The following is a 21,320-nucleotide window of genomic DNA, read 5'->3' on the forward strand; positions in this document are numbered from 1 at the left end:
AAGCTCCTCGTCAGTGGCGCAGCTTGTAGCCGGACGCGAGCATGCGCATCGCCACCACGGCCAGCACCACGAAGAAACCGGCGACGATCGCAAGGCTCACGAGCGGATTGATATCCGACATCCCGAAGAAGCCATAGCGAAAGCCGTCGATCATGTAGAAAAAAGGATTGAGCCGCGATATTTCCCGCCACACCGGCGGCAGCGTATGCGTCGAGTAGAACACGCCTGAGAGAAACGTGAGCGGCATGATCAGAAAATTCTGGAATGCGGCGAGCTGGTCGAACTTCTCGGCCCAGATGCCCGCGATCAAACCGAGCGTGCCGAGAATCGCGGCGCCGAAAATCGCAAACAGAATGATGTAGAGCGGCGCGGTGAAGCTGACGGGCACAAACCAGATCGTCACGATGAACACTCCGAAACCGACCGCGAGACCGCGCGCGACGGCCGCGAGAACATACGCGGCGAACATCTCGTAGTGCGACAGCGGCGGCAGCAGCACGAACACCAGATTACCGGTGATTTTCGACTGGATCAGCGACGACGAACTGTTCGCAAACGCATTCTGCAACACGCTCATCATCACGAGGCCCGGCACCAGAAAACTCGTGTATTCGACGCCCGGATAAACCTGCACATGATTGCGCAGCGCGTGGCCGAAAATGGTCAGATACAGCAGCGCCGTGATGATGGGCGCAAGCACGGTCTGGAACGACACTTTCCAGAAGCGCAGGATTTCTTTATAGAACAGCGTGCCGAAACCGCTATAGCCGCTCATGCGAGCCCCTCGATCACTTCCGGACCGTTCATCACCTGAACGAAAACATCTTCGAGGTCGGCTTTGCGGACCTCGATTTCTTCGAATGTGCAGCCCGCCGCGCGGCATTGCGCGAGAATCTTCTCGACGTCGTCATAGCTCGCGAGGCGCAGCAGATGCTGGCGGCCATTGCCGTTGCCCGCGCCGCCCTCGGCTTCGAGCGGGCGCAGTTCGGCGGGCAGCACGCCTTGCGCGAAACGCACGAACAGTTGCATGCCGGCGAAGCGCTGCAGCAGCGTGCTGGTACGGTCCAGCGCCACCACTTCGCCGCGACGCAGCATCGCGATGCGGTCGCACAGCGATTCGGCTTCCTCGAGATAGTGCGTGGTCAGCACGATGGTGTGGCCTTCGCGGTTCAGGCGCGAGATGAATTTCCATAGCGTCTGGCGCAACTCGACGTCGACGCCCGCGGTCGGCTCGTCGAGCACGATCACCGGTGGCCGATGCACCAGCGCCTGCGCGACCAGCACGCGGCGCTTCATGCCGCCCGACAGCGCGCGCATGTTGGCGTCGGCTTTCTCGCTCAGGTCGAGGTTGGCCATGATTTCGTCGATCCACGCGTCGTTGTTGCGCAGACCGTAGTAGCCGGACTGGATGCGCAAGGTTTCGCGCACCGTGAAGAACGGATCGAACACGAGTTCCTGCGGCACCACGCCCAACGCGCGGCGCGCCGCGCGGAAGTCGCCCACGACGTCGTGGCCGCGCACCGCGATGCTGCCTTCGTCCGCGCGCGCGAGTCCCGCGAGAATGCTGATGAGCGTTGTCTTGCCCGCGCCGTTCGGACCGAGCAGCCCGAAGAACTCGCCTTCTTCCACCGTGAGGCTGACGCCCTTGAGCGCCTGCAAGTCCTTGTAGCGCTTTTTGACGTTACGAATTTCTATGGCTGACATGACAGTGCGCCGCGTGCGTCGCGGCGCTTAAAGGAGCCCTGGGCGGGCGCAAAGTGCTGGAAAAAACGGAATTGGGGCCGGTGGGATTGCCCTAACCGTGGCCCAAAAAACGTTTGATTATAGGGCAAAACCTGGCGGCCCTATCTCAGTCGGGGGATAGCGGGAAGCGTGATGAACGCGTCAGGTGCGCGCGCGTGTGGCGCTGACGGCAAGCTGGCGAACGACGTGAGCAGAATCGCGTGAAGCCGGCGCTGAAGCGCGCCGGACCGCTCACGCGGGACGACCGCCTTCGATGGAACCGGCGATCAGCGTATCGACGCCGTAGGCTTGCGCGAGACTCGCGAGCCCGGCCGGCAGATTGAGAACTTCGAATGCGCCGCCGCGCGCCTGAGCGGCGCGCCGCCATGCGAGAAGCACGGCCAGCGCCGATGAATCGAAGTGCGTGAGCGGCGCGCAATCGACGCCGCCCGCGCCCGCTGCGATTCGCTCGAGACCCGCCGCGAGCGCGGCCTTTGCGCTCGCGTGGGTCAGCGTCGCGCCGCTCGCGAACCGTTGAGCGACGGGGCTCAGCACTTCGCTCACGACTGCTTGCCCGCGGCGAGTTGCTGATTGCGCTGCGTGAGGAACTGGATCAGTCCGTCGACGCCCTTCTGCTGGATCTGCTCGCTGAACTGCTGCTGATAAGCCTGGATCAGCCACGCGCCGAGCACGTTGATGTCATACACGCGCCAGCCTTGCGGCGTCTTGTACAGACGGTAGTCGAGCTCGATCGGCGAACCGTTGTTCATCACGACCGAACGGACCACCGTGTCCGTGTCGTCGGGATTCATGCGGAACGGCTTGTACTGGATCTGCTGGTCGCGCACCTGCGCGAGCGCGCCCGAATACGTGCGGATCAGCAGCATCTTGAACTGTTCGACGACCTGGCTCTGCTGCTCGGGCGTCGCCGTGCGCCAGTTGCGGCCCATCGCCAGTTGCGTGGTGCGGCGGAAGTCCGTGTACGGCAGGATCTTTTCGTTGACGAGACGCGTGATGTGCGAAATGTCGCCCTGCTGGATCGACTTGTCGGCGCGCACCGCGTCGATCACCTGCTGGGTGACGGTCTTGACGAGCACGTCGGGCGCGCTGCTGTCGACGGCTTGCGCCGATGCTCCAACACTCACGAAAGAGAACAACGCAGCAAACAACGGAATCAGAAAGAATTTTTTCATATCGAGCCTTGCTTAAAAAATAGTGCAACCGTTTGAGGCGACATTAACACGCGAGTTCAGCGGCAATCCATGCGCAAACTGCGAGAGTCGTATCGATCTGTTACGGCCGCGCCGGCACGCTCAACGCAACTTGAACGACGGTAAGTTGAAGCGCGTGGGCGGCACCAGTTGACCCGCCGGAATCTGCGTGGTTTCCGGACCGCCGTTGAGGTCGAGCGGCGGCGTTTCCGCGCCCGAAGCCGCTTCGGGCGCCGAGGCGCCGTTCGCCGTTGCAGCGGCTGACGCGGCTTGCGGCGGCGTCGCGGCGCTCACACCGGATGCACCGGATGCAGCCGACGCAGCCGACGCCTTCGCGGCAGCACCGCTCGTTCCCGCCGCGCCCGCGGTTCCGGTCACTGCACCGGCCGGCGCGCCGGCGGGCGTGCCGTCGACGTCTTCGTACTTCGGCAGCGGCGCTTCATCGCCATAGTTCGGCAGCGCCTGCGACTGCTTGCCGTCCGACAGCAGATACTCGCGGCGTTGCAGATACGCGTTGCGCACGAACGAATACTTGTCGAGCGCGGCGCCTTCCAGCACGTCGCTCGCATTCAGCAGATTCGCGCGCGTATTGACGATGTTCAGACCGTACAGCGCCCAGCTCAAGCCCGCCGGATCGACGTAGCTGAGCGGGTTGATATAGTAATTGCCGATCGAGCCGACCGCGTCGCGCGCGGTGCTCGGACCGAACAGCGGCAGCACCAGATACGGCCCCGCAGGCACGCCGTAATGGCCGAGCGTCAGGCCGAGGTCGTTGTCGTGCTTGGGCAGCTTCGCGAGCGTGGCCACGTCGAACAATCCGCCGACACCGAAGATCGTATTGATCACGATCCGCATGATGTCCTGCACGCCGTCGGTGATCTTCAGTTGCAGCAGGTTGTTCGCCGCAATGTAGACGTCGCCGATGTTCGAGAAGAAGTTCGTCACGCTGTCGCGCACCGGCTGCGGCGTGATGAACACATAGCCCTTCGCGACCGGCTTCAGCGCGTACTGGTCGAGCTTGTCGTTGACCGTGAAGATGGTGCGGTTCAGGCCCTCGAGCGGATCGCCCTTGGTCGGCGTCTGCACCGTCGTGCAACCGGCCAGGATCGCGGCCGCAACCGCCAGTCTACCCATCCGGAAGACGCGCGCGCCCCCGGCCTGTAAGGTCTGCATTGTTGTTCTCCTTATTGACCGGCCGAGCCGGAAGCGGGCACCGCCGCCGCGGGCGCCGGAGCGGGTGCTGCCGCCGGTGCCACCGATGCGGCGCCCGGCTTCGATGCGCCCGAATCGGCCGCTTTGCTGTAGAGGAACTGTCCGATCAGGTTTTCAAGCACGATTGCCGATTGCGTCATCGAAATGGTGTCGCCGGCTTTGAGCATCTCGGTATCGCCGCCCGGTTCGAGGCCGATGTATTGCTCGCCGAGCAGCCCCGACGTCAGGATTTTCGCCGACGTGTCTTTCGGAAACTGATACTGCTTGTCGATGTCGATCGTCACCTGCGCCTGATAGGCGTTGCTGTCGAAGCCGATCGACGCGACCCGGCCCACCGTCACGCCCGCGCTTTTGACGGGCGCGCGCGCCTTCAATCCGCCGATATTGTCGAACTTCAGCTTGACCGGATAGGTCGCCTGGAACGACAGCGAGCTCATGTTGCCGGCCTTCAGCGCGAGAAACAGCAGCGCCACGAAACCCAACACCACGAACAGGCCGACCCAGAAGTCGAGAGCAGTCTTTTTCATCGTCATCCCAAAGTGAATCGCCGCGCCGCCGTCGCGCCGCCGCGCGCGCTCAGTGACGCGCCGCAGCGGCAAAACAGGCAACGCAGTCTTAACTGAACATCAGCGCGGTCAGCAGAAAATCGAGGCCGAGCACCGCGAGCGACGCATACACGACCGTCTTCGTCGTGGCGCGCGACACGCCCTCGGGCGTCGGCCGCGCTTCGTAGCCCTGGAAGAGCGCCACGAACGTCACCGCAAGGCCGAACACCACGCTTTTGACGACGCCCGCGCCGACATCGCGCCAGACGTCCACGCCGCCTTGCATCTGCGACCAGAACGCGCCGGCATCGACGCCGATCAGCAGCACGCCGACCACATAGCCGCCCGCGACACCGACCGCGCTGAAAATCGCTGCGAGAATCGGCATCGCGATAATGCCGGCCCACAGACGCGGCGCGACCACGACCTTGACCGGGTCGACCGCCATCATTTCCATCGCGGTGAGCTGCTCGCCCGCTTTCATCAAGCCGATTTCGGCGGTGAGCGAGGTGCCCGCGCGGCCGGCGAACAGCAGCGCCGTGACGACCGGCCCGAGTTCGCGCACGAGCGAGAGCGCGACCAGCAGCCCGAGCGCCTGCTCGGAACCATAGCGATTGAGCGTGTAATAGCCCTGCAAGCCGAGCACGAAGCCGACGAACAGCCCCGACACCGCAATGATCACCAGCGAATAATTACCTACGAAGTGGATCTGCTTCGTGACAAGCCGCGGACGGCGCAGCAGCGGGAAAAATTCGACCAGCAGCCGGAGAAAAAAACGCGTCGCGTAGCCGGCCGTGCCGAGCCCGTCGAGCACCACGCGGCCGACCGAGGAGATCAATGTGCCGATCATGACCGCCCTCCGCCGACGCCGAAGTCCGCCGCGAGCGGCGTTCTGCTCGGATAGTGGAATTTGAACGGACCGTCCGGCGCGCCGTCGATGAACTGCCGCACCGTCGGATCAGTCGACGCGCGCAGTTGCGCCGGCGTGCCCTCGGCATGAACGCCGCCGTTGGCGAGGAAATACACGTAGTCCGCGATCGCGAACGACTCCGGCACGTCGTGCGTGACCAGAATCGACGTCGCGCCGAGCGCCTGGTTGAGCGCGCGAATCAGGTTCGCGGTGATGCCGAGCGAGATCGGGTCGAGGCCGGCGAACGGCTCGTCGTACATCATCAGTTCGGGGTCGAGGGCGATGGCGCGCGCGAGCGCCACGCGCCGCGCCATGCCGCCGGAAATCTCCGACGGCAGCAGGTCGCGCGCGCCGCGCAGGCCGACCGCATTGAGCTTCATCAGCACGAGATCGCGGATCAGTTCCTCGGGAAGATCGGTGTGCTCGCGCAGCGCGAACGCCACGTTTTCGAACACCGACATGTCCGTGAACAGCGCGCCGAACTGGAACAGCATGCCCATCTTGCGGCGCAGCGCGTACAGGCCGTCGCGCGTTTGCGCACCGACGTTCTCGCCGTGGAACAGGATCTCGCCGCGCTGCGCGCGAACCAGACCGCCGATCAGCCGCAGCACCGTTGTTTTGCCGCAACCCGAACCGCCCATGACCGCGACGACCTGGCCGCGCGGAAAGCGCAGGTTCAGGTTCGACAGGACGAGCCGGTCGCCGTAACCGAAGTCGACGTCGCGCAGCTCGAGTAAGGTCTCGGATGGGGAAGACACTGAGTGACAATCCTTTTGCACGGAAGGCCGAATTATAGGGCCATCATGCAAATGTTGCCGTGAGGCGCCCTGTCCCTTAACCAATCATGACGATTATTGCGTAAAAGCTTGTTGCAGTGCGGCAACGGCGGCCGCCGGATCAGACGCTTCGGTGACTGCGCGCACCACGGCCGCGCACCCGACGCCCGTCGCGAGAACCTCGGGCAGCACCTGCAAATCGATTCCGCCGATCGCCACCAGCGGCACGACGCCGTCCAGAAGCCGGACGTAGCGCGCGAGGCGCTTCAGACCCTGCGGCGCGGTCGGCATCACTTTCGTCGTGGTCGGGAACACCGCGCCGAGCGCGATGTAGCTCGGACGGAAGTGCAGCGCCTTCAGGATTTCGTAGAAACCGTGCGTCGACAGACCGAGCCGGATGCCGGCCGCCGCCAGCGCCGCCAGATCCGCCGTGTGCACGTCTTCCTGGCCGAGGTGCACGCCGTAGGCGCCCGCATCGAGCGCGGCCTGCCAGTGATCGTTGATGAAAACCTGCGCGTCGTGCCGCTTTCCCGCCGCCACGCAACGGGCGATCTCGCGCTGAAGTTCGTCGGCGGGACGGGCGGACTTGCGGCGCAACTGCACCGTTTTCACGCCGTAGCCGACCACGCGTTCGACCCACTCGGCGCTCGGCAGCACCGGATAAAGTCCGAGCCGCTCGGGGCAGCGCGGGAACGGCTGCGCCGGCGCTTGCGGCAAACCGGCAAGACGCGGAAAGGCAGCCAGATCGCAGGGGAAGGAGTCGCCCGCGGCGTTGGTCCGCGTTTCGTCGCCGTCGCGCCACGCGAGCGCCAACACGAGCGCGTCGTGCGGATCGAAACCGCAGTCGAGGAACGCGGCGAGCGCGGGGATCCAGTCTTCGGCGAGATGGCCTTCCAGACGGTATTTTTCGCCTCCGAGATGCAGCGTCGCCTTGTTCTCGGCGGCTTCGACCACCGCCGCGCCCTGCACGAGCCAGCGCGCCATCTGTTCGCCGTGCCGCGCGGCATCGGCGAGCACGATCAGATCGCCGCCATTCGGCTGATCCGGCGCGGTCAGGCAGATGCGCCACGGCGCGTGCGTGGGCGGCCAGTCGCCGAGACGGGCGCGGATGCGTTCGGTCGCTTCGGTGAGTTCGTCGGCGGGCGGCCAGAACAGGTCGCGGTCTTTCAGGGCCAGGGTCTGCGTCATGCGGCGCTCCCGTCCTGATGCCAGAACGGCATGCCGACCACCGGCGTGCTCGCGTGCGCACTTTCGCGCTCGGCCATCGGTCCGGCGAGAAACGCCTGACGGCCCGCTTCGACGCCCAGCGCAAACGCGCGCGCCATCGCGTCGGGATGCGTGGCCTGCGACACCGCCGTGTTCAGCAGCACGCCGTCGAAACCCCACTCCATCACCTGGGCCGCGTGCGACGGCACGCCGAGCCCGGCGTCGACGATCAGCGGCACGTCCGGCAGCCGCTCGCGCAGCACCCGCAAGCCATACGGATTGATCACGCCCTTGCCGGTGCCGATCGGCGCGCCCCACGGCATCAGCGCCTCACAGCCGGCGTCCAGCAGACGGCGGCCGATCACCAGGTCTTCGGTGCAATACGGCAGCACCTTGAAGCCGTCCTTCACGAGCTTCGTGGCCGCCTCGATCAGGCCGACCGGATCGGGCTGCAGCGTGTAGTCGTCGCCGATCAGTTCGAGCTTGATCCACTCGGTTTCGAAGATTTCGCGCGCCATGTGCGCGGTCGCTACCGCCTCGCCGACGGTCAGGCAACCGGCCGTGTTCGGCAAAAGCGGCACGCCGTGGCGCTTGAGCAGATCGAAGAAGCCGGCTTCGGCGCCGCCTTCGTTCATCTGCCGGCGCAGCGCGACGGTCACCATGCCGGGGCGCGCGGCGTCGATCGAATCGGACAGCGATTGCAGCGACGGATAGCGCGACGTGCCAAGTAGCACCCGGCTCGCGAAGGGTTGGCCGTAGAGCGTGAGCGCGTCGGCGGTTTGGGGGGAAGTCATTTGCATCATCTGGTCTCCGGCAAGGCGGGGCGGGCGGCGATTGCTCGTGATCGTGCGTGGTCGTGCGTGGTCGTGTTCGCTCGTCTGCGATTGCGTGATCGGCTGGCTTGGTTTGGCGCGGCAACGCGCTCAACCGCCGGCCACAGGCTGCACGACGTCCAGCTTGTCGCCCGGCTGCAATGCGCGCGCCGCATGCTGCGTGCGCGCGACGAAATCGCCGTTCAGCGCGACGGCGAACGGCGGCCGCGCGCCGTACGCGGCGAGCGCATCGGCGACAGTCGCGCCCTCGGGCAACGACAACGGCTTCTGATTGATATGAATGTCCATGGTGTTCGAATACGGTTCAGTCGATGGCAATTGCGCAGGCGTTCGCAGCGTCGCGCCGGCGGCCGGCGCTCACGCGGGCTCCCGCGCGCGCTGCTCGTGGAACAGTTCGCTCCAGCGCGCGGCGCGCCGCCAGTCCGCGAACGCGTCGGCGTCGCCGATGCGTCCGTCCAGCAGCGCCGCCGCGAAGCGCGCGGCTTCGTCGGCGACCTCGGGCACGATCATGTAGCCATGCCGGTACAGCCCGTTCACGCGCAGCGTCTGCGCGCCGTCCCACAACAGCGCCGGCCGATGATCGGGCAAGGTCGGACGGCACTGCGAATTCAGTTCGAGAATGCGCGCCTCGCCGAAGCCCGGATGCACGGAAAACGCCGCGCTCAGCAGCTCCAGCGCGGATCGCACGCTGACGGGCGACATGTCCTCGCCTTCCACCTCGGTGGCGCCGATCACATACAAATCGTCCTGCTTCGGCGCGATGTAGAGCGGATAGCGCGGATGCAGCAGCCGCACGGGCCGCGTCAGATTAATGCCCGGCGCGCGCACGCGTGCGACTTCGCCGCGGATGCCGCGCAGCGTCGGCAGCACGGGTTTCGCGCCGAGGCCGCGGCAGTCGATGGTGATGCGCGCAGGCGGCAGCGCCCTATCGAGCACGGGCGTATTCCAATGCGTTTCCACACCGCGTTGCGCGAGACCCGCCGCCAACGCACGCAGCACCTGGCGGTTGTCCAGTTGACCTTCGCGCGGCAGCAGCCAGCCCTGGTTGAAGCGCCCCGCGAGCGCGGGTTCGGCCGCACCGAGTTGCGCGCCGGCGAGCGTGACGAAGCCGCCGTCCAGCAGTTCGGCCGGCGCGTTCGAGCGCACCCGTCTTTCGAACAACGGCGCCTCGGTCCGATCCGCGTGATGCCAGACGACGAGCGTGCCATTGCGCTGGAAAAACACCGGCTCGGGCAACCCGGCCAGCACTTGCGGCCAGGTTTCGAGCGATGCGGCGCCGAGCCGCGTGATCAGAAGTTCGGCGCTGGCGGCTTCGGCAAGCGGCGCGAGCATGGCGGCCGCGACCCACGCGGCGGCCTGCGAGCCGTCCGCGTCGCCGCGCTCATAAAGCGCCACGCGATGTCCTTCTCCGGCGAGCCGCCACGCGACGAGGCGCCCGCACAGACCGCCGCCGAGCACAGCGAAATCGGGTTGTGCGGCGCGGCTCATCGTGCGCGCTCCGCTTCGATACGACGGACAAAAGCAATGCAGCGCGCGTCAAGAACGGCGCGACAAGGAGCAAAACACATAACTGAACAATAGGCGGTCATCGAGTCCTTTCCGTACGGCCGACAAAAAGCGCGTACCCAGGACGAAACCGGCGGGCAAGGCCGGCCAGGCAACATGCGTACTCCAATGAAGTACGCCGCCCGGCGGGGAATGGAAGACTGGCTGCTTCCGGAAACTTCCCGCGCCGGTATTACCCGGATCGGGTGCAAAGGGTCTCTCTCAGCCTCGCAGCCGCAGCGTGAGAATCACGCCGCTCAAGTGCAAAGCACCCCTGTTTCGTCGAAGGTCATTAGACCATAAAAGGCGCGGCGCTCGCAAACGAGCGGCGCATCGCGCCGCGCGCGGCTTGATCCGGCACCACCTTTTGCGCCTTACGCTTTAGCCGGATGAGCGGCCCAGCGCTCTGGCACAATGCCACGAGAGATGACGCGGAAAACGCGGCATCGCGCGAACGGTCGGCGGTTATGTCGCGGCGGCGCTCGCGCAGAGGCGGCAACAATGACTGCCGGCTTTGCGCCGGCGCCGTGAATTAATTTTCGCTTAAGGGCTTCGCGCCAGAATCGGCAGTCGCCGCGGCGCCCGGCCGTCAGCCGCCGCGCCAGCATAGATGCACACGCACAGATACGAAGACCCGCGAGGGGTCGGCCCGCGTGGACCGGCCCGAATCGAACAGCACTCCCAGGACGCTCATGACAACGAATACTTCTGTCAGCCCCGCGCTGCCGCCCGACGAGAAAGTCTCCGCATGGAGCCTCATCAAGCCTTACTGGGTGTCGGAAGAAAAAAAGACGGCGTGGGGGATGCTCATCGCGATCATTGCGATGAACCTCGCGGTGGTATGGATCAACGTCCGCGTGAACCGCTGGAGCGCCGACTTCTATAACGCGCTGCAAACCAAGAACGTGCGCGACTTCCCGCATCTGCTGATGATCTTTTCCGGGCTCGCGTTCGGCTACATCATCCTCGCGGTGTACGGGCGCTATATGCGCCAGATGCTCGGCTTTCGCTGGCGTCAATGGCTGACCACGCGCTATCTGAACGAGTGGCTGCACGACAGCGCGTTTTACCGGATCGAGCGCGACCGCCTCGCCGACAACCCAGACCAGCGGATCAGCGACGACCTGCAGTCGTTCGCCACGACCACGCTGTCACTCACGCTCGATCTGCTGTCCACGGTCGTCACGCTCGTCTCGTTCATCACGATCCTGTGGGCGCTGGCCGGCGCGCTGACCATCACGCTCGGCGGCGTGCCGCTGCAGATTCCCGGCTACATGGTGTGGGCAGCCGCGCTGTACGCAGTGGTCGGCTCGCTCGTGATCCAGAAAGTCGGTCATCCGCTCGTGCCGATCAACTATCAGGCGCAGAAAGTCGAGGCCGATTTCCGTTTCGGCCTGATCCGTCTGCGCGAGAACGCCGAGCAGATCGCGTTCTACAACGGCATGGACACGGAGAAGACGAACGCCCATTCGCTGTTTGGCCGCATCCGCGATAACTGGTGGCAGGTCATGAAGTACACGAAGCGCCTGACCTTCGTGCTGAGCTTCTACGGCCAGATCGCCATCATCTTTCCGCTCGTCGTCGCCGCGCCGCGTTATTTCGCGGGTGCCTTCACGTTCGGTGTGCTGATGCAAATCTCCAGCGCATTCAACACGGTCAGCGATTCGTTCTCGTGGTTCATCAACAGTTACTCGACGCTGGTCGAATGGCGCGCCACGGTCAACCGTCTGCGCGAATTCAAGCGCGTCGTGCATGCGCCGCGTCTGAAGGAATCCGTCTCGCCGGCCACCGCGCACGGCGGCATCAACCTGCATTTCGTCGACGCCGACAAGCTCTCCACCGACGGCCTCCAGCTCGCGCTCCCGAACGGCAGCCCGCTCTCGCGCATCCGCGACATCGTGATTCATCCGGGCTCGCGCTGGCTCGTGCGCGGGCCGTCCGGCTCGGGCAAGAGCACGCTGATGCGCGCGCTCGCCGGCTTGTGGCCGTTCGGCGATGGAGCCATCGACGCGCCGGTCAACGCCCGCATGATGTTCATTCCGCAAGTGAGCTACATGCCGATCGGCACGCTGAAGGCGGCGCTCGCGTATCCGTCGGCGGCGGACACGTATACGGACGACGAATGCCGCGAGGCGCTCGTCGTCTGCCACTTGTCGCAATACGCGGACCGTTTGCAGGAATCCGCGCACTGGACGCGCGTTCTCTCGCCGGGCGAGCAACAGCGCCTCGCCGCCGCGCGCGTGCTGCTGCACAAGCCCGACTATCTGTTCCTCGACGAAGCGACGAGCGCGCTCGACGCCGAGAACGAAGCGCGTCTTTATCGCCTCTTCACCGAGCGGCTGCCGAAGGCGGCCATCGTCAGCGTCGCGCATCGCGAATCGCTGGCGGCGTTCCATGACGAAACGCTCGAAGTCGAGCGCGCCGGCGAAGCGGTCGCCGCATGAACCCGGAGAGCGCCGCAGCGAGCGAAGCCAGTGCGGGCTTTGACCGCGTCGTGCTGATCACCGGCGCGGGTTCCGGCATCGGCGCGGCGCTGGCCCGGCGGATCGCCGCGCCGCGCACCGCGCTGATGCTGCACGCACGCGGCGCCGAGCGCGAGTCGCGCGAGCGTCTCGCGCACGTTGCCGCGGATTGCAGCGCGAACGGCGCGGCCTGCGCAACGGTGACGGGCGATCTCGCCGAGCGCGGCGCCGCGGAACATGTGGTGCATCAAACGCTCGCGAACTTCGGCGCACTCGATCAACTGGTCGCGAACGCGGGCCACGCGCAGCGTCAGACGCTTCAGGCGCTCGACTCGGATGTGCTCGGCGCCGCATTCGCCGCGATGCCCGCCGCCTTCGCGGCGCTCGTGAAGCGCGCGACGCCTGCGTTGGAAACCTCGAAGCGAGGCCGCGTGATCGCGCTGAGTTCGTTCGTCGCGCATCGTTATCGCGCGGATACGCCGTTTGCCGCGACCGCCGCGGCCAAGGCGGCGCTCGAGTCGCTCGCGAAAACCGCAGCCGCCGAACTCGCGCCGCATGGCGTGACCGTGAATTGCGTCGCGCCCGGCTATACGCGCAAGGACCGCGGACCGAGCGCCGACAACGCCGCCGTGTGGACGCGTGCCGCGGAATCGACACCGCTCGGCCACATCGCCGAGCCAGCCGACATTGCCGCGCTGATCGCCTTCCTGCTTTCCGACGAAGCGCGTCACATCACCGGCCAGGTGATTCACGTCGACGGCGGACTGACGCTCGGCTGATTCGCACCGCCGCGCGCAATTCGCCAACGCGCCCGCACCCGTACTCACATTCGCGCGAGCCGCGGCAAGATCCCGAAACACGCGAGAACACCTCGAAAGCATTTGCGAAGCGGGCAAGCTTTTCAGCCCTTTGAAACGAGCCCGAAACAGCGACGATAGTCGTGCGCGCCGTCCCCTGCGGCCCGCACGCCATCCACTGCTAACGGACTCTCGCTCATGTCATTCGATCGCCGCTCTTATCCTTCGATTCACCGGCTCGGCCTCGCTCTCTCCACAGCGGTGCTGCTCGGAAGTGCCGCTCATGTTGCTCATGCCGCGCAAACCACGCCGCCGAACGAACCCGCCGACGTGTGCCCCGCGCTCAGGCACATCGTCGAAGCATCCGATTACAAGCAATTGCACACGCAACCGGCCGCGCAACTGCCGGGCGTCGCGAGCGCCGAAGACTGCCGCGCCAACGCGCACGCGTACGACTGCCACTGGCGCGCGCACTGGCAAGCCGACGGTGTCGTCAACGATCCGCTCGAGGAAATCGGCGCCGACATCGCCGCGTGCTTTCCGAACGTCGTGCATGACGTGAACACGCCGACGCGCCAGCATTTCATCGTGACGACCGGCGAGCGGCGCGTGAATGTCACTGCGAGCGTGCAAGGGCAAAACGAGTTGCGGCTGCGCGTCGCGCGCTGAATGCAGACACGTCGAGGACGATGCGCGTGTTGCCGCGTTCCGCTGAATTTCGCTTCGCTCAGCCGATCCGCATGGCTTGCCTTTATCGCATTTGGCTCCGCTTGATGACCTTCCTGACCACGAAACGCGCTAACGCTTTAACGCGAGCCCCTCGCGCGGCCTGGGTCAGGTTGCGGCGGCCGAGCGCGCGGTTCGTCGCCTGTACGACGTTGACGGTCGGACTGAACGGCTGCGCGTGGACGCTGATCCAGGCAGCCGACGCCACCGGCTCCGTGATCCAGGCCGGCTACGCCATCGCCGCGAACTATTCGTCGCCGACCTTCGTGAGCGGCCGTCCCGCGGATGTGCGGCAAGTTTGCATCGAAGTGAACACTGCTGTGTCGGTCGGCGATTTCGTGCCGGCGCTGCAACTCGCGCTCGATCGCCGCGGCATTCGTTCGGATGTCTACAATCCCGGCACCTCGCCCGCCGGCTGCGAGGCGCGCCTCGTCTACAACGCGGCGATCGACTACGGCCGCCGCTCGTTCAGCGACGACGCGATCCAGTATCTGTCGGTCATCGACCTGACGCTCGTGCAGAGTGGCCGCATTCTCGTCACCGCGCGCTACCAGACGGGCGGCCTGAACAGCGACCGCTTCTCGTCGGCGTCGACCAAGCTCAATGGGTTGATCGACAAGATGGTGATCGACCGGACCGATTTCGGCCGCGAAACACGGCAGACCATTCAGACCTCGCAGGTCAACTAGCCGCATGCCGGTTGCTTTCTCTTACGCGAGAAAGGATTGGAAAGCGTTAGCCGCTTTGCTGCGCGCGCGCGGATCACTAAGATGACCTGAATGAACCAATCCATTCTGGTCGTCGACGACGACCCCGTCGTACGTGAGCTCGTCAGTCAGTATCTCGAAGGGCGCGGCTTCAAGGTTGCCACGCTCGAACATGGCATGGCGCTGCAGCGCAAACTTCAGGACGAGCGTCCCGCGCTGGTCGTGCTCGACATCATGATGCCCGAGCTCGACGGCATCAGTGCGCTGCGCGCGCTGCGCGTGGCGGGCGACGATATCCCCGTGATTCTGCTGACCGCACGCGCCGATCCGATCGACCGTGTGATCGGTCTCGAACTCGGCGCGGACGATTATCTCGGCAAGCCGTTCGAACCGAGCGAACTCGTCGCGCGGATTCGCACGGTGCTGCGCCGGCGCGGCTCGATTGCGCCGAGCGCGCCCGAGCAACGGGCGCCGTATCGCTTCGGCCGCTTCGAGGTGAATTTCCCGGCGCGTGAATTGCGCCGCGACGGCGAGCGCATCACGCTGCGCTCAAGCGAATTCGCAATGCTGAAAGTGTTCGTCACTCACGCGATGACCGTCCTCACGCGCGCGCAACTGCTCGAAAAACTGCACGGCAATAGCGAGACGCATCGCAACCGCAGTCTCGATGTGTCGATCTGGCGTTTGCGTCGGCTGATCGAAGTCGATCCGTCCGAGCCGCGCTATGTGCAAACGGTGTGGGGACGCGGCTATGTGTTCGTGCCGGACGGCGAGATCGGCGCGGCCGAGCGCGGAGCGGGCGCGGCTGCACAGTGAGCGCGTTCGTTGACGCCGCCTCAGAAAGTCAGCACGCTCAAAAACATTCTCTGCAGCCAGCCCATCGTCGTCGCGTCGGAGATCATGCCGGAGCCGGCCTGCTCGATGCGCGCATTCGCGACCTTGCTCGACGCGACGTAGTTGCCTGTTTCGATATCCTTAGGATTCACCACGCCTGACAGCCGCAAGCGGTCGCGGTTGCCGCCCATCGAAATCACCTTTTCGCCCGACACGACCAGGTTGCCGGTCGGCATCGTGCCGATCACGGTCACGGCGAGTGTGCCGGTCATCGCGCTCGCGTCGGTGAGACTGCCTTGTCCTTTGAATTCCGTGCTGGCCGAGCCGATGTTGAAGAGCCTCGCGAGCCGCGCGGCGGCGCCCGTCGATTTATCGGCGGCATCGGCGGTGATGCTGCTCGCCCGGCTCGCAGCCGCCGTCGAACTGTTGTTCCCGCTATACGACTCGGACAGACGGATCGTCAGCACGTCGCCGATGTGTTGCGCGCGCGGCGTCTCGTACAGCACCATCAGCGTGCCCGCCTGATAGATCGCGCCCTGCGTGTTGACGTTCAGCGGCGCCGACACGAGCGGCGGCGCCATCGGCGTTTCGACAATCGACCTCTGTCCGCTCGCGCAAGCGGACACACATGCCGCCGCGCACAGCGCGACGGAAAAACGTAGCGTAGGCATCGGGTTTACTCCCTCGCTGAATGGTGCTGATCCGCGCATTGGCGCCGCTGTGCATCAACCGGCTTCCGCATCGCTCGCCTGCCACTGCCGCACGACGGACTTCACCCACGCGTCCGACCCCTTCAGCAGATAAGTGAGCGTGCCGTTGCGCGTGCCCGGCAGGAAACACAACGTGATCGAACTGACCGCGTTTTCCCACACGTAGACCGGCAACGCGCCCGGCGACGACACGTTCCGCGTCGCATGACGCGGCGGGCCGTAGCGGTCCGCGAGCGCGTCGCGCAGATCTTCGGCGGTGACTTCGTCGATCACGAAGGAAATCTCGTAGAGCCGCAGCGCGCTTTGCCCTTCCATGCGCGCGAAACGCAGCACATGCTCGACCGCCGGCGCACCGTCGACGACCGCTTGCGACAGCGCCCAACCGTTATCGTCGCGATGCGCCCAGCGGCACGCGACGGTCAGACTCTCGTGCGACTTCAGCCGCATGCCGAGCGCGCCCGCCTGCACGTCCGTCTCGCAGACCGGCACGCTGCCGACCGGCGTCGCACGCACTTTCGAACCGGCGCGGAATTCATCGAGCGTGATGCCGAGCGCGATGCCGCGGAAAGCAAATGGCGTGTCCTGCGCGCGTCGGCGGGCGTCGGCGAATGCGTCCTTCGATGCCGACGCCGAAGCTGCGGCGCCCGCATCGCGCGCCGCCGGCTGCGCCGGCACGGTCAGCGAGAATGTGCCGCACAGCAGCGCCAGCGCGCAGGCAATCCGTTGTGGTCTCATGTTTCAATCGATCGCGGATGAACAGATGTCGAACGGCGTGGCCGCCGCATGGCCGACGACCGGGATGATCTTCAGCGTCGCCGACGTGAGCCGGCAAGGCAGCGCCGCAACGGCGCAGCCGTCGAGCGGCAACAGCGCCGCGCCGAGCGCGAGCCACGCAGCGGCGCGCACGAGGCGCCCGGAAATTATTGATGTCGACACGCGCGCCTCGGTACGTCAGGCGGTCGTGTTGACGTGATGGCCGACGAGGCCCGCGGGCACCGACGGCTGCGGCTGCGGCTGAGTCGCCGAGCCCTTGGCTTGCGCGTTGCCGCTGCCGCTCCCGCTCGTCGCTGCGGAACTGCCGTTGGACGCCGGCTTTTCCGTCGCCTTGGTGGGCGCAATCGAAGAAAAATGGGTGGAATTGAGGTTGCTGGGAACAGTCATGATGAGCCTCGCATGGCGCTGGTTGGGCTGGGTTTCGCGGAAATGAGTCGCGCACCGCGTGCGCCGGATGAGAGCCCGAAGCTCCGCCGACGTGCGGCGCGACGTATCGCAGGACGAATCATCTCGCCGCCCACGCCTCGCCGATGCACGAAGAAAAGCGCGCTTTTCGACGGTGCTTACGACGCGTTGCGAGTGCTTTCCGGCACTTGCCGTTGTGCGCAAACTGTTTCGAGAAATACCGCGTGCGCACATCGAATGCGAGGCCCGCACGCGCGCCCGCGTTGCCAGAAGCGGCAGTGCTGAAATATGCTGTGAACCTTGGTTGACGGGCCTTACGCTCGCGTGTGGGGACATTGCGCCCAATTGCGCCAGAATCGCGCCGAAAAACTCGCACCGCATCGGGTAAGCATTGGTAAGAAAACAGTCGGCCGCGCGTCGCGCGCGCCGGTCTAGAATTTCGCCATGAATCCACAGGTCCTTATCGTCGACGACGATCCGGTCGTACGCGATCTGCTTTGCAAGTTCTTGCAGTCGAACGGCTTCGATGCGTCGGTGCTGCATGACGGCACCCATCTCCAGCGCCGGCTCGAGCGCGAACGGCCGTCGGTCGTCGTGCTCGACATCATGATGCCGAACACCGACGGCCTGCGCGCGCTCACCGCGCTGCGCGCCGCCGGCGACGACATTCCGGTGATCTTCGTGACGGCGCGCGGCACGGTGGCCGACCGCATCGTCGGGCTGTCGCTCGGCGCGGACGACTATCTGACCAAGCCCTTCGATCCGCGCGAACTGCTCGCGCGCATCCACACGGTGCTGCGGCGCCGCGGGCCGTCGACCACGAGCGCGCCGGAAGCCCGCAAGCCGTACAGGTTCGGCCCGTTCGAACTGGACTTCGCCACACGCTCGCTGTCGCGCGCCGATACGAAGCTGCCGTTGCGCGACAGTGAGTTCGCGCTACTGAAGATCTTCGTCAACAACCCGTACAAGGTGTTATCGCGTGTGCTGATTCACGACCTCGTGCACCGCGACAACCTCGCCTTCCGCGATCGCAGCCTCGACGTGCCGATCTGGCGTCTGCGGCGCGTGATCGAGGACGATCCGTCCAATCCGTGCTACGTGCAAACCGTGCGCGGCAAGGGCTATGTTTTCGTCCCCGACGCCGACGGCACACCTTTCTCCGACGAGGCCGCCTCGAACGCATGAGAAACCCGCTGAACACGCTGTTCGGCAGAATGGCGTTGCTTTCGACGGCGGTGCTGTTGGCGATTCAGGCCGGCTGGTTCGTGCTGGTGGTGATGCAGCCGCCGCGCCATGAGATCGACGGCTTTGCGCGCGGCGTCGTGCTGGCGCTGCAGGCCATCAACGGCGAGCCGATCAAGGGCGCCGCGCTCGCGCCGGCCATGCGCGTGCATCTGGTTCCGACCTGGAACATGCCGCCGAGCGTCCATCTGCGCGAACCCACCGAGCACCTGGTTGTTCAGTTGACGCAGCATCTGCGTGAGACGCTTCCGCCAGGCACCCAGATTGCCGTCGACGATCTGCGTCCGCCGCAACTGTGGGTGCTGTTTCCGGGCAAGTCGAACTGGGTCGTGCTGCCGGTCGATCTGCCGCCGCCGCCGCGCTTTCTGATCGAAGCCATTTCGATGCTGGCCGCCGCGTTGATCCTGTCGTTGTTCGCGGTGTGGCAGATGCAGCGTCCGCTGTCGCGCGTCGCCGACGCCGCGCGCGTCTTCGGTTCGGGCGGCCGGCCGGAACCGGTGACGGTGCAAGGCCCGCGCGAACTGCGCGAGCTGATCGGCTCGTTCAACGACATGATGCGGCGCCTGAACGAGGCCGGCGACGACCAGGCGGTCATGCTCGCCGGCGTCGCGCACGACCTGAAAGCGCCGCTCACGCGCCTGAAGCTGCGCGCGAGCGTGCTGGTGGCGGAAAGCGAGCGTGCCGGCCTGATTCGCGATGTCGATTCGCTGACTAACATTGTCCAGCAGTTTCTGGAGTTCGCCGGTCAATCCGCCGATGCCGGTCCGCCGGTTCAGGTCGACGAATTCTTGCGCGAGCAGTTTTCGGATAGTGACGGTGTGGGTGACAGTGTGATTGACAGCGCCGTCGATGGCTCGGGCTCGCAGGACGCGGCCGGCGAAGCCCGGCTGTTCGCCCTGGATCTGCGTGCCGGCCCGTCGTTCACGTTGCCGCGCACGCTGCTCGACCGGCTGGCGACCAACCTCGTCGATAACGCACTCGAGCATGGCGCGCCGCCCGTCGATATCCGCACCGCACGCAGCGACGGACATTGGGTCATCAGCGTGCGGGACCACGGCGCGGGCATTCCCGACGACCGCATCGCAGCCGCGATGAAGCCGTTCGTGAGGCTCGACGCCGCGCGCGGCGGCGAAGGCCATTGCGGTCTCGGTCTCGCGATCGTCGCACGGCTCGCGCACGATCGCGGCGGACGTTGCCACGTGCGCAATCACGCCGAGGGTGGGCTGGAAGTGTGTATTGAGTTGCCGGTGGGGGTGGTGGCGGCGTCGGCGTCGACATCGACATGACAGGTGGGCTCGTGGTAGCGGTAGCGGTCGTGATCGCACTGCGCGGCGCGGCGCAAGGCACGCGCTTACGCTGCCTTACCGCATCGGCTAACGCATGACCGCGGGCCTTATAGTCGACCCCGGCAACCTCGATGCCGCCCTTCTCAGTCCGCCCGCGTATCCGGGGCGGATTTTTTTTGACTGCGTGTTCGGCCTGCGTGTTCGGCCTGCGTGTTTGGCCTGCGTGTTCGGCCTGCGCGTTCGGCCTGCGTGCTTGGCCTGCGTGTTTGGCCTGCGTGTTCGGCCTGCGTGTTCGGCCTGCGTGTTCGGCCTGCGTGTTCGGCCTGCGTGTTCGGCCTGCGTGTTCGGCCTGCGTGTTCGGCCTGCGTGTTTGACCTGCGTGTTCGGCCTGCGCGTTCGGCCTGCGTGTTCGGCCCGCGCGTTTGGCGCGCATCTTCAGCCGCTGTTTTCAGCTAGCCCGTTCAGCCCACGCGCCTAACCCGCTCCCTCGCCGCCACATCAAACAACCAACCGGCTCCGCAAGCTCTCGATAGCCGCCTCCGATACGCCAAGCCCGTCAGTCAGATAGCGCGTCATCGTGCCGTAGCTCGTCTGCACCTGATCGAAGCCAGCCTGCAGAAAACTCTCCTGCACGCCGAGCAACGGTTCCTGAATCGCGGCGAGCGCGTCGCCGTCCTGCGCGCGCAATGTTTCCTTCAGCGACCTGATGGCCTGCGCGCGGTAGACATTGCTCAGCAGATAGTCCTGCATGATCACGTCGAGCGGCACATTCGCAATGCTCTGCAGCAGCGCCGCGACCCAGCCGGCGCGATCCTTACCCGCGTTGGAATGAAAGAGCTGCGGGCCCGTGCCGTCCGCGAGCTGGCGCAGCAGCGCGCCGAAGTTCGCCCGCTGCGCCGCGCCGGTCACATAGCCGCGCGCCTGCGACTCCATGAACGCGGTCGCGCCGGCGGCTGAATCGAAAGGCGGCGGCGTGAAGTCGCGCACACCGAGCACATCGAGCGTTTGCGAAACCGCGCCGCGCGGCAGCATGTCGGCGGTGCGCTCGACTTCGCCGGGCGTGCGCAGATCGTAGACGCTCGCAATGCCGAGCCGCTCCATCTCCGTCTGATCGGCGACGCTCAGCGTCAGCACGTTCGCGCGGAAAAAGAGGCCGCGCCGCATCTTCTTGCCGTCGACGGTCGGATAGCCGGCCGCAGCGCCCGCGACATCGCGGAAATTGTCCACCGATGCAAGCCGCGGCGTGTCGCTCTGCTCGTCGCCGAGGCCGCCGCCGCATGCGGAGAGCAGCGAGCTGCCCACGCCGGACACCAGCAGCACGCTGGCGGAGCGCTTCAGGAACGTCCGTCGCGACGCGCATGCCGCCAGCGAGTGCGCGGGCATGGCCGGGGGAACAAGGTGGCGGCGAGTTGCCGGA

At 65.9% G+C, this 21,320-nt stretch carries 24 protein-coding genes and 1 riboswitch; of the genes, 7 read left to right on the forward strand and 17 right to left on the reverse strand.

All coding sequences use genetic code 11. The features are described from left to right. Positions 1-10 precede the first annotated feature (10 nt). The 12 genes from C8K18_RS28495 to C8K18_RS28550 all read right to left on the reverse strand — a co-directional run bounded on the left by C8K18_RS28495 (position 11) and on the right by C8K18_RS28550 (position 9,903). The gene (locus C8K18_RS28495; protein WP_006052279.1) at positions 11-775 is read right to left on the reverse strand and encodes an ABC transporter permease; all 765 of its coding nucleotides are present in this window, start codon (positions 773-775) and stop codon (positions 11-13) included. After that, positions 772-1,704 carry an ABC transporter ATP-binding protein gene (locus C8K18_RS28500; RefSeq protein WP_107710624.1) on the reverse strand — a complete coding sequence of 311 codons (933 nt, stop codon included), beginning with the start codon at positions 1,702-1,704 and terminating at the stop codon, positions 772-774. The genes C8K18_RS28495 and C8K18_RS28500 overlap by 4 nt, the downstream gene beginning before the upstream one ends. 270 nt (positions 1,705-1,974) lie before the next feature. Continuing rightward, on the reverse strand, positions 1,975-2,286 hold the full coding sequence (locus tag C8K18_RS28505; RefSeq protein WP_053858806.1) for a lipid asymmetry maintenance protein MlaB: 312 nt from the start codon (positions 2,284-2,286) through the stop codon (positions 1,975-1,977). Next, the gene (locus C8K18_RS28510) at positions 2,283-2,915 is read right to left on the reverse strand and encodes a phospholipid-binding protein MlaC (RefSeq protein ID WP_006052276.1); all 633 of its coding nucleotides are present in this window, start codon (positions 2,913-2,915) and stop codon (positions 2,283-2,285) included. The genes C8K18_RS28505 and C8K18_RS28510 overlap by 4 nt, the downstream gene beginning before the upstream one ends. Before the next feature lie 120 nt (positions 2,916-3,035). Continuing rightward, positions 3,036-4,106 (reverse strand): VacJ family lipoprotein, encoded by a 1,071-nt coding sequence (locus tag C8K18_RS28515; RefSeq protein ID WP_107710625.1) that lies wholly within the window; start codon positions 4,104-4,106, stop codon positions 3,036-3,038. An 11-nt stretch (positions 4,107-4,117) separates the two neighbouring features. Beyond that, positions 4,118-4,672, reverse strand: a complete 555-nt coding sequence (gene mlaD / locus C8K18_RS28520) for an outer membrane lipid asymmetry maintenance protein MlaD (protein ID WP_006052274.1) — start codon at positions 4,670-4,672, stop codon at positions 4,118-4,120. 88 nt (positions 4,673-4,760) lie between these two features. Further along, positions 4,761-5,528 (reverse strand): lipid asymmetry maintenance ABC transporter permease subunit MlaE, encoded by a 768-nt coding sequence (gene mlaE / locus C8K18_RS28525; RefSeq protein WP_107710650.1) that lies wholly within the window; start codon positions 5,526-5,528, stop codon positions 4,761-4,763. Positions 5,529-5,536: 8 nt separating this feature from the next. Then, a complete protein-coding gene (locus C8K18_RS28530; RefSeq protein WP_006052272.1) occupies positions 5,537-6,358 on the reverse strand; it encodes an ABC transporter ATP-binding protein in 822 nt (273 codons plus the stop codon). A gap of 93 nt (positions 6,359-6,451) precedes the next feature. Continuing rightward, positions 6,452-7,564 carry a thiamine phosphate synthase gene (gene thiE / locus C8K18_RS28535; protein WP_107710626.1) on the reverse strand — a complete coding sequence of 371 codons (1,113 nt, stop codon included), beginning with the start codon at positions 7,562-7,564 and terminating at the stop codon, positions 6,452-6,454. Next, the gene (locus C8K18_RS28540) at positions 7,561-8,376 is read right to left on the reverse strand and encodes a thiazole synthase (protein WP_107710651.1); all 816 of its coding nucleotides are present in this window, start codon (positions 8,374-8,376) and stop codon (positions 7,561-7,563) included. Before C8K18_RS28540 ends, thiE begins: the two co-directional genes overlap by 4 nt. 129 nt (positions 8,377-8,505) lie before the next feature. Then, complete coding sequence (gene thiS, locus C8K18_RS28545; RefSeq protein ID WP_006052269.1) at positions 8,506-8,703, reverse strand: sulfur carrier protein ThiS; 198 nt, start codon at positions 8,701-8,703, stop codon at positions 8,506-8,508. A gap of 69 nt (positions 8,704-8,772) precedes the next feature. Continuing rightward, entirely contained in the window at positions 8,773-9,903 is a 1,131-nt protein-coding gene (locus tag C8K18_RS28550; RefSeq protein WP_107710627.1) for an FAD-dependent oxidoreductase, read from the reverse strand. Positions 9,904-10,122: 219 nt separating this feature from the next. After that, a riboswitch (TPP riboswitch) is annotated at positions 10,123-10,246 on the reverse strand. A gap of 406 nt (positions 10,247-10,652) precedes the next feature. Here C8K18_RS28550 and C8K18_RS28560 point away from each other — a divergent pair. The 5 genes from C8K18_RS28560 to C8K18_RS28580 all read left to right on the forward strand — a co-directional run bounded on the left by C8K18_RS28560 (position 10,653) and on the right by C8K18_RS28580 (position 15,468). Then, positions 10,653-12,404 carry an ABC transporter ATP-binding protein/permease gene (locus tag C8K18_RS28560; protein WP_107710629.1) on the forward strand — a complete coding sequence of 584 codons (1,752 nt, stop codon included), beginning with the start codon at positions 10,653-10,655 and terminating at the stop codon, positions 12,402-12,404. After that, positions 12,401-13,201, forward strand: a complete 801-nt coding sequence (locus tag C8K18_RS28565; RefSeq protein WP_107710630.1) for an SDR family NAD(P)-dependent oxidoreductase — start codon at positions 12,401-12,403, stop codon at positions 13,199-13,201. The genes C8K18_RS28560 and C8K18_RS28565 overlap by 4 nt, the downstream gene beginning before the upstream one ends. A gap of 216 nt (positions 13,202-13,417) precedes the next feature. Continuing rightward, a complete protein-coding gene (locus tag C8K18_RS28570) occupies positions 13,418-13,888 on the forward strand; it encodes a hypothetical protein (protein ID WP_107710631.1) in 471 nt (156 codons plus the stop codon). A 104-nt stretch (positions 13,889-13,992) separates the two neighbouring features. Further along, a complete protein-coding gene (locus C8K18_RS28575) occupies positions 13,993-14,634 on the forward strand; it encodes a hypothetical protein (RefSeq protein ID WP_107710652.1) in 642 nt (213 codons plus the stop codon). Positions 14,635-14,724: 90 nt separating this feature from the next. Next, a complete protein-coding gene (locus C8K18_RS28580; RefSeq protein WP_053858810.1) occupies positions 14,725-15,468 on the forward strand; it encodes a response regulator in 744 nt (247 codons plus the stop codon). A gap of 20 nt (positions 15,469-15,488) precedes the next feature. Here C8K18_RS28580 and C8K18_RS28585 read toward each other — a convergent pair whose 3' ends face one another. Genes C8K18_RS28585 through C8K18_RS28600 form a run of 4 tightly spaced genes read right to left on the reverse strand, consistent with a single transcriptional unit; the run spans position 15,489 to position 17,357 of the window. Next, entirely contained in the window at positions 15,489-16,157 is a 669-nt protein-coding gene (locus C8K18_RS28585) for a flagellar basal body L-ring protein FlgH (protein WP_029971270.1), read from the reverse strand. 54 nt (positions 16,158-16,211) lie between these two features. Next, complete coding sequence (locus C8K18_RS28590) at positions 16,212-16,931, reverse strand: hypothetical protein (protein WP_107710632.1); 720 nt, start codon at positions 16,929-16,931, stop codon at positions 16,212-16,214. Between the two features lie 3 nt (positions 16,932-16,934). Next, the gene (locus C8K18_RS28595; protein ID WP_321175810.1) at positions 16,935-17,102 is read right to left on the reverse strand and encodes a DUF6726 family protein; all 168 of its coding nucleotides are present in this window, start codon (positions 17,100-17,102) and stop codon (positions 16,935-16,937) included. 45 nt (positions 17,103-17,147) lie between these two features. Then, a complete protein-coding gene (locus C8K18_RS28600; protein WP_006052258.1) occupies positions 17,148-17,357 on the reverse strand; it encodes a hypothetical protein in 210 nt (69 codons plus the stop codon). A gap of 462 nt (positions 17,358-17,819) precedes the next feature. On the opposite strand from C8K18_RS28600, the gene C8K18_RS28605 reads away from it, so the two are divergent. Both C8K18_RS28605 and C8K18_RS28610 read left to right on the forward strand, forming a co-directional pair. Beyond that, entirely contained in the window at positions 17,820-18,560 is a 741-nt protein-coding gene (locus C8K18_RS28605) for a response regulator (protein ID WP_006052257.1), read from the forward strand. After that, positions 18,557-19,903: an ATP-binding protein gene (locus C8K18_RS28610; protein WP_107710633.1), complete on the forward strand. Its 1,347-nt coding sequence runs from the start codon at positions 18,557-18,559 to the stop codon at positions 19,901-19,903. The genes C8K18_RS28605 and C8K18_RS28610 overlap by 4 nt, the downstream gene beginning before the upstream one ends. Before the next feature lie 498 nt (positions 19,904-20,401). Here C8K18_RS28610 and C8K18_RS28615 read toward each other — a convergent pair whose 3' ends face one another. Further along, complete coding sequence (locus C8K18_RS28615; RefSeq protein WP_107710634.1) at positions 20,402-21,286, reverse strand: tyrosine-protein phosphatase; 885 nt, start codon at positions 21,284-21,286, stop codon at positions 20,402-20,404. Positions 21,287-21,320 lie beyond the last annotated feature (34 nt).

The organism is Paraburkholderia sp. GV068 (genome assembly GCF_003058125.1).
In the GTDB taxonomy this organism is placed as follows: Bacteria; Pseudomonadota; Gammaproteobacteria; order Burkholderiales; family Burkholderiaceae; genus Paraburkholderia; species Paraburkholderia graminis.